We start from the raw sequence: 7,397 nt of genomic DNA on the forward strand, positions 1-7,397 counted from the left end.
CGTCACCGCAATCAGAACGTGAAATTCTTCAGCGCGTCGGGCATGCCCTGCGCCATCGCCGCCTGCTCCTTCGCGTTGTAGGTCTGCGAATCCCACAGCTCGAAGTGACTACCCATTCCCAACAACATGACTTCCTTTTCCAGTCCGGCTGCCATGCGCAGCTCGGGCGATACAAGAATCCGGCCCGCGCTGTCGAGATCGACGTCCATCGCATTGCCGAGAAAAATTCGCCGCCACCAGTGCGCGTCCATCGGCAGCGCGGCGATCTTGGCGCGGAACACTTCCCATTCGGGGCGCGGAAACAGCAACAGGCAGCCGTCCGGGTGCTTGGTCACAGTCACCCGTCCTTCTGCCTGTCCTTGCAGCGCTTCGCGATAGCGAGCCGGCACCGACATCCGCCCTTTCGCATCGAGCGTCAGCGCCGACGCCCCTTGGAACACTTTCCGCTCTCCCGTTCAGGGCACCGAAGTACCCGACCAATGCTGAGAATTTAGCCGGAATAGCCCGCCAAATCACACAAAAATACACTTTCTCACACTGTCTCCCACTTTAGAGGAAGGGTGTGGCACGGTCAAGGGAGCGGCCCGCTTTTTTGACGAATTTTGTTAGTTAGAACAAGGACTTACGCGCACATGCTCATGCGCCCCCTCATTCCAAAAACCGTTATAAATGAATGAGCTAGTGCAACATGTGAAGGTGATACATGAGAAAGACGGGCCAGACGGGCGTGCGGACGGGGCTTTCGGGGGAGGGAAAACGTGGAATAAACGGGCGGTATCGGGGACGGTGAGCCGGGGCGACGTCATGCGTCGCCCGGCGCAAATCTCACAGATAGTATGCAGTGCTCGTCATGACTTTCGACGCGGCACGCATCAGCATCCGCGCAGGCAGCGGCAGTTCGATTCCGCCGGCGTCGGTCGCGGCCTTGCCGTGCTTCACCTCGTCGATGCGCATCTGGTCGACGATCGCACGCGACGCCGTATCGGTCGCCGGCAGCTCCGACATATGGCCTTCCAGGTGACTCTCGACCTGCCGCTCCGTCTCGGCCATGAAACCGAGGCTGACCTTGTCGCCGAGCGTGCCGGCCGCCACGCCGATCGCGAGCGCGCCGGCATACCACAGCGGGTTCAGCAGGCTCGGACGCGAATCGAGCTCTTTCAGGCGGTGCGCGGTCCACGCGAGGTGGTCCTCCTCCTCGCGCGCGGCCTCCTCGAACATCGCCTTCGCCGACGCCGTGCGCGCGGTGAGTTTCTGTGCCTGATAGAGCGCCTGCGCGCAGACTTCGCCGACGTGGTTCACGCGCATCAGCCCTGCGGCATGCGTACGCTCCGCGGGCGTCAGCTCGACGTCCGGCGCGGCGGCCGGTGCGGGCACCGGCCGGCTCATCCGGCTAATGCCGGTCAGCGATCGCAGGCCGCGATCGAATTCGCTGATCAGTTCATCCAACACCATCCTGTTCTCCTGGCTGCATGTGCCGCCGCGGGCGGCGAGAGCACGAGTCCGCTGCGTATCCGACTTGATTATTCAGCGGAAATTGCGGTTAACCCGTGATTTTAACCATTGTTGCATAAAGGAAACATGGCGACCTTGAGCCGCGGCATTTCGCTTTGTGGCAAAAAACGGTTTTGCTACATTACGTGCGACTTCTTGCGAAGTTGATGGGGCCCGTCAACAGAACATAACTATCTGCCCCGCCAAAAAAATTCAGTGATTCTTGGAGATCCGTTAATGAAAAAGTCGCTTCTCGCGCTCGTCGCGCTGGGCGCGTTCGCTGGCGCTGCTCATGCGCAAAGCAGCGTGACGCTTTACGGCATCATCGATGAAGGCCTGCTCTTCAACAACAACGCGGGTGGCAAGCACCTGTACAGCATGGCCAGCGGCGTGATGCAAGGCAGCCGCTTCGGCCTGCGCGGCACCGAAGACCTCGGTGGCGGCCTGAAGGCAATCTTCACCCTCGAAAACGGTTTCGACGTGAACAGCGGCAAGCTTGGTCAGGGCGGCCTGATGTTCGGCCGTCAGGCTTACGTCGGCCTGTCGAGCCAGTACGGTACGGTCACGCTGGGTCGTCAGTACGACTCCGTCGTCGACTTCGTCGGCCCGCTTGAGGCAGGCGACCAGTGGGGCGGCTACATCGCCGCTCACCCGGGCGACCTCGACAACTTCAACAACGCCTATCGCGTAAACAACGCGGTCAAGTTCACGAGCCCGTCGTACGGCGGCTTCACGTTCGGCGGCTTGTACAGCTTCGGCGGTCAGGCAGGCCAGTTCTCGAAGAACCAGGTCTGGTCGCTCGGCGCAGGCTACAACAACGGCCCGCTGGTCCTGGGTGTCGGCTACTTGAACGCACGCACGCCGGGCAACTTCGGCGGCATGTTCAACAACGGCTCGACGGCTGCGACGACGGCGGTATCGTCGCCGGTCTACGGCGCATACGCGAACAACGCGAACACGTACCAGGTCATCGGTGCAGGCGGCGCTTACACGTTCGGCGCAGCGACGATCGGCGCGACGTACTCGAACACGAAGTTCAAGGGCTTCTCGGTCGGTCCGTTCGTGAACCAGACCGCGACGTTCAACAACGGCGAAATCAACTTCAAGTATCAGTTGACCCCGGCGCTGATTCTCGGCGCAGCGTACGACTACACGCAAGGCAGCAAGATCGACGGCAACTCGGCAGCCAAGTACCACCAAGGCTCGCTGGGCGTCGACTACTTCCTGTCGAAGCGCACCGACGTCTACGTGATCGGCGTGTACCAGCACGCATCGGGCAACGCGCTCGACGCGAAAGGCAATGTCGTTCAGGCAACGGCAGCGATCAACGGTCTCGCAGGTTCGAGCACCAGCAACCAGGTCGCAGCACGCGTCGGCATCCGTCACAAGTTCTAATCAGCTTGTCTGACAAGCCGCAGCATATTGAAGGCGCCTTCGGGCGCCTTTTTCTTTTCCGGTGCGGCGGCAAGACGGGTGCGCGGCGGACCGGCCGGTAGCGTTGCACGCATCGCCGGAGCTCCGTGTCCGTTCGCTACGCGAAAACCCACGGCCAGACGCCGGCCGCTGCGGGAAACCACCTCTTCCGATCCGTGCCGCAAACAAAAAAGCCCGGCACAAGCCGGGCTCTTCCGTTGAACCGCGCTGCTACGCGCGTCCGTTACGCGCGTCCGTCGCGCAACTCGCGCCGCAGGATCTTGCCGACGTTCGTTTTCGGCAGCTCCGTGCGGAACTCGACCAGTTTCGGCCGCTTGTACCCGGTGAGCCGCTCCTTGCAGTAAGCAAGGATATCCTTGTCGGTGAGCGCCGGGTCCTTCTTCACGATGAACAGCTTCACCGCTTCGCCGGAATGCTCGTCCGGCACGCCGACCGCCGCCACCTCGAACACGCCCGGATGCGACGCCACCACGTCCTCGACTTCGTTCGGATACACGTTGAAGCCGGACACGAGAATCATGTCTTTCTTCCGGTCGACGATCTTCACGTAACCGCGCGCATCCATCACGCCGACGTCGCCCGTCTTGAAGAAGCCGTCCGGGAACATGACCTTCTCGGTCTCGTCGGGCCGGTTCCAGTAGCCGGCCATCACCTGCGGCCCACGGATGCAGATCTCGCCGGGCTCGCCGAGCGCGACGTCGTTGCCGGCGTCGTCGCGAATCGCCACTTCGGTCGACGGCAGCGGCAAGCCGATCGTCCCGCTGTATTCGGTCGCCGTCACCGGGTTGCAGGTCGCCACCGGCGACGTCTCGGACAGCCCGTATCCTTCGATGATCGCGGTATGGGTCTTTTCATACCAGCGCTTCGCGACGCCCTCCTGGATCGCCATGCCGCCGCCGTTGGCGATCACGAGCTTCGACAGGTCGAGCTGACTGAATTCGGGATGGTTCAGCAGTGCGTTGTACAGCGTATTGACGGCCGGAATCGTCGAGATCTGGTAGCCCTTCAGTTCCTTGATCATCCCGCCGATGTCGCGCGGGTTCGGAATCAGGATGCCCATCCCGCCCGTGCGCATCGTCAGGAAACCGCAGACGGTCAGCGCGAACACGTGATACAGCGGCAGCGCGACAACCGTCACGAACTGTTTCACCTCCGGGTACTTCTCATGAGCCGGATGGTGCCAGGCGCCGGCCTGCAGCACGTTCGACACGATGTTCCGGTGCAGCAGCGTCGCACCCTTCGCAACGCCGGTCGTACCGCCCGTGTATTGCAGGAACGCGACGTCGTCGGGGCCGATCTTCTGCGGCTTGAACGCCTGCCGCGCACCTTCCGACAGCGCGGCCTTGAAGCGCGTGAACGACGGCAACTGCCACGCAGGCACCATCTTCTTCACATTGCGCACGACGTAATTGACGAGCCATCCCTTAATGCCCAGCAAGTCGCCCATCGACGCGACGACGACATGCTTGACGGCCGTATTCGCAATGACGGCCTGCAGCGTCGACGCGAAATTCTCGAGGATGACGATCGCCTCGGCGCCGCTGTCCTTCAACTGATGTTCGAGCTCCCGCGGCGTGTAGAGCGGATTGACGTTGACGACGGTATAGCCGGCGCGCAGTACCGCGGCGATCGTCACCGGGTACTGCAGCACGTTCGGCATCATGATCGCGACGCGCGCACCGCGCGCGAGACCACGGGATTGCAGCCACGCGCCGAACTGGCGCGACAGCTTGTCGAGTTCTCCGTACGTGATGCCCTTGCCCATACAGACGAATGCCGTGCGATCGCGGTACTGCCGGAAGCTTTCGTCGAGGAGGTCCGGGACGGACGGATAAGGAGACGCGTCAATTTCGGCTGGAACGCCGGGTGGGTACGATTTCAGCCAAATTTTTTCCATACTGCGCGTCTCCTCACAGATTTTCGAATGGTCGTGCTAAAACGCATCGTAGCGGCTCGCCCGTCCCGAGACAACAGGGTTAGATGTCCACTTCGAACTTCCGCGAAAAATCGTCTGATCATACGGGAATATTCGATCAAATTCGCTCAACTTCCACAAGGCAATCGTAAAACGTCGCCGAATTGCCGAGATCGGTCAGCGCCTGGCTCGTCACTTCGTTTGCGTTCCTGCCGTCCGGCGACAGCTTCTTCCACCAGATCGACAACCCGACAACGAGCCCAGCACGTGCGCGATCGGTAATTCTCGCGAGCGCCTGCATGGATCCGCGGTCGTTGAAGATGCGTACGACGTCGCCGTCCGCGATGCGGCGCGCACTGGCGTCGGACGGGTGCATGTCGAGGTGCGGCTCGCCTTCCGTGGTGCGCAGGCTGTCGACGTTCACGAACGTGCTGTTCAGGAAGTGGCGGGCCGGCGGCGAAATCATCGCGAGCGGATAGCGCGCGGCGAGTTCGGGTGCGGCCTCGGCCGATTCGAAAGGCGGCAGGTAATCGGGAACGGGGTCCATGCCCATCTGCTCGAGCCGCGGGCTGTAGAACTCGCACTTGCCGGATGGCGTGCGGAAACCGCCATTCGCGAACGGTGCGTCCGGCAGCTTCAGCTTCAGCCAGCCTTCCCGCTTCAACGTGTCCCAGTCGCTGTCGAGCGCCGGATCGTCCCACCGGAGCGCCGCGCGCGCGACCTCTTCGTCGCTGTGATAAAGCGCCGGCTCGTCGAGCCCCATGCTGCGCGCGATGCCGCGAAAGATCTCTGTGTTCGGCCGCGCGTCTCCGACCGGCGGAATCGACGGCAGGTTTGCCATCACATAGGTGTGGCCGTACGATTTGTGGACGTCCAGGTGCTCCAGCTGCGTGGTCGCCGGCAGCACAATGTCGGCGAAATCGACGGTATCGGTCTTGAAATGCTCGAGAACGACCGTGAACAGATCGTCGCGCGCAAACCCTGCTGCAACCTTCGAGGAATCCGGCGCGACTGCCACCGGATTCGAGTTGTACACGATCACCGCCTCGACCTTGGGCCCGAACGTTGCGTCACCCGCGTGCAACAGCGCATCGCCGATCGCGTTCATGTTGATGATGCGCGGCAGCTTGTGCGGCCAACCCGGCATCAAATCCGGGCGCAGCAGTGCCTGCTGGTTGACCGGCGCGGATTCCGACGACGAGAGCAACAGCCCGCCAGCCCGATCCCGCCAGGCCCCTGTCAGCGCCGGCAGACTCGCAATCGCGCGCACGGCGTTACCACCGCCGCGGACGCGCTGCATGCCGTAGTTGAGGCGAATCGACGCCTTGCGGGTCGCACCGTAACGACGAGCAAGGTCGATCAGCTCCGACGCGTCGATGCCGCAGATCTGCGCGACGCGTTCGGGCGGATAAGACATCGCCCGCGCCTTGAGTGCGTCAAAACCGAGCGTATGGCGGGCGATGTAGTCGTGATCGAGCAGGTCTTCGGTAATCAGCACGTGCATCATGCCGAGCGCAAAGGCGCCGTCGGTACCCGGCTTCAACGCGATGTGCTGATGGCACTTCTCCGCTGTCAGCGAACGATACGGGTCAATCGCGACAAGACGGGCGCCACGGCGCTTCGCTTCTTGCGCACGCGTCCAGAAGTGCAGGCTCGACGCGATCGGGTTCGCGCCCCAGATCAGAATCAGCTCGCTTTCCTCGAAATGCTCGAGGTGCATGCCGAGGCTGCCGCCATACGTGTAACGCAGCCCCGCTGCACCGGCGGCCGCGCAGATCGCGCGTTCGAGCCGCGATGCGCCGAGCTTGTGGAAGAACCGCTGGGCGATGCCCTCGCCCTGCACGAGCCCCATCGTCCCCGCGTAGCTGTACGGCACGATCGCTTCGGGTTCGCGCGCGGCGATTTCACCGAGGTGACGACCGATCTCGTCGAACGCTTCGCTCCAGCTGATCGGTGCGAAGCGCCCCTCCCCCTTCGCGCCGACACGCTTGAGCGGGACCGTCAGGCGATCGGGATGATGAACCCGATCGGCATATCGGCTGACCTTCGTGCACAACACGCCCTGCGTCGGCGGATGGTCGGGATCCCCCGTGACCTTGATCGCCTTGCCGTTTTCGACGGTCACACGCATGGCGCACGTGTCCGGACAATCGTGCGGGCAAACGGCCCGGGCTACCTGTGTGGCGGCGTTCATCGTTTTGAATGCAGAGATGGGGATTCGCAAATTTTACGTGGGCACGCCGGATAAAGCGTTTATTTCGTACGGATCTTGGGTTATTTAGTCGAACAGCGATTGCGGGAGCCGAGGGGTTTTAGCTGCTATGCGTACCGTTCGCGGAGGAAGAACTGTGCCTCCTGCCTTGCATTCGACGTGGACGGTGGAAAATTGATCACGTCCGACCGTGCCTGTCGATACGTGAAGTGGAGGGAGTTGTGCCTTTGATCGAAGATGCAATCAATAAGCCGATGAAGCGTTAGAGATATCAGCTATTGACAGAATGCGGCACTGCAATTGGGCACGTAGGGAGGGACGACTTGGACGCCATCGGCACTCCGG

5 protein-coding genes are annotated in these 7,397 nt (G+C 62.2%); 1 reads left to right on the plus strand and 4 read right to left on the minus strand.

The window, feature by feature from the left end:
* Positions 1 to 11 precede the first annotated feature (11 nt).
* Both mraZ and coq7 read right to left on the minus strand, forming a co-directional pair.
* Complete coding sequence (mraZ, locus tag ACM6JT_RS31320; protein WP_006487094.1) at positions 12 to 440, minus strand: division/cell wall cluster transcriptional repressor MraZ; 429 nt, start codon at positions 438 to 440, stop codon at positions 12 to 14.
* Between the two features lie 385 nt (positions 441 to 825).
* Positions 826 to 1,452, minus strand: a complete 627-nt coding sequence (gene coq7, locus ACM6JT_RS31325; protein WP_034182629.1) for a 2-polyprenyl-3-methyl-6-methoxy-1,4-benzoquinone monooxygenase — start codon at positions 1,450 to 1,452, stop codon at positions 826 to 828.
* A gap of 276 nt (positions 1,453 to 1,728) precedes the next feature.
* Between coq7 and ACM6JT_RS31330 the strand changes: the two genes are divergently transcribed.
* Positions 1,729 to 2,886 carry a porin gene (locus ACM6JT_RS31330; protein WP_034182628.1) on the plus strand — a complete coding sequence of 386 codons (1,158 nt, stop codon included), beginning with the start codon at positions 1,729 to 1,731 and terminating at the stop codon, positions 2,884 to 2,886.
* Between the two features lie 262 nt (positions 2,887 to 3,148).
* Here the strand turns inward: ACM6JT_RS31330 and ACM6JT_RS31335 are convergent, their stop codons facing one another.
* Positions 3,149 to 4,822, minus strand: a complete 1,674-nt coding sequence (locus ACM6JT_RS31335; protein WP_034182627.1) for a long-chain fatty acid--CoA ligase — start codon at positions 4,820 to 4,822, stop codon at positions 3,149 to 3,151.
* 136 nt (positions 4,823 to 4,958) lie between these two features.
* A complete protein-coding gene (locus tag ACM6JT_RS31340) occupies positions 4,959 to 7,034 on the minus strand; it encodes a molybdopterin-containing oxidoreductase family protein (RefSeq protein WP_414857871.1) in 2,076 nt (691 codons plus the stop codon).
* Between the last annotated feature and the right edge of the window lie 363 nt (positions 7,035 to 7,397).

This window comes from Burkholderia sp. IT-111MI5 (assembly GCF_949752865.1).
GTDB classification, from domain to species: Bacteria; Pseudomonadota; Gammaproteobacteria; order Burkholderiales; family Burkholderiaceae; genus Burkholderia; species Burkholderia pyrrocinia_C.

Bases quoted from the DNA above. Each gene is read 5' to 3' on its own strand.
- coq7 (WP_034182629.1), bottom strand. From the start codon at position 1,452: ATGGTGTTGGATGAACTGATCAGCGAATTCGATCGCGGCCTGCGATCG.
- ACM6JT_RS31330 (WP_034182628.1), top strand. From the start codon at position 1,729: ATGAAAAAGTCGCTTCTCGCGCTCGTCGCGCTGGGCGCGTTCGCTGGC.
- ACM6JT_RS31335 (WP_034182627.1), bottom strand. From the start codon at position 4,822: ATGGAAAAAATTTGGCTGAAATCGTACCCACCCGGCGTTCCAGCCGAA.
- ACM6JT_RS31340 (WP_414857871.1), bottom strand. From the start codon at position 7,034: ATGAACGCCGCCACACAGGTAGCCCGGGCCGTTTGCCCGCACGATTGT.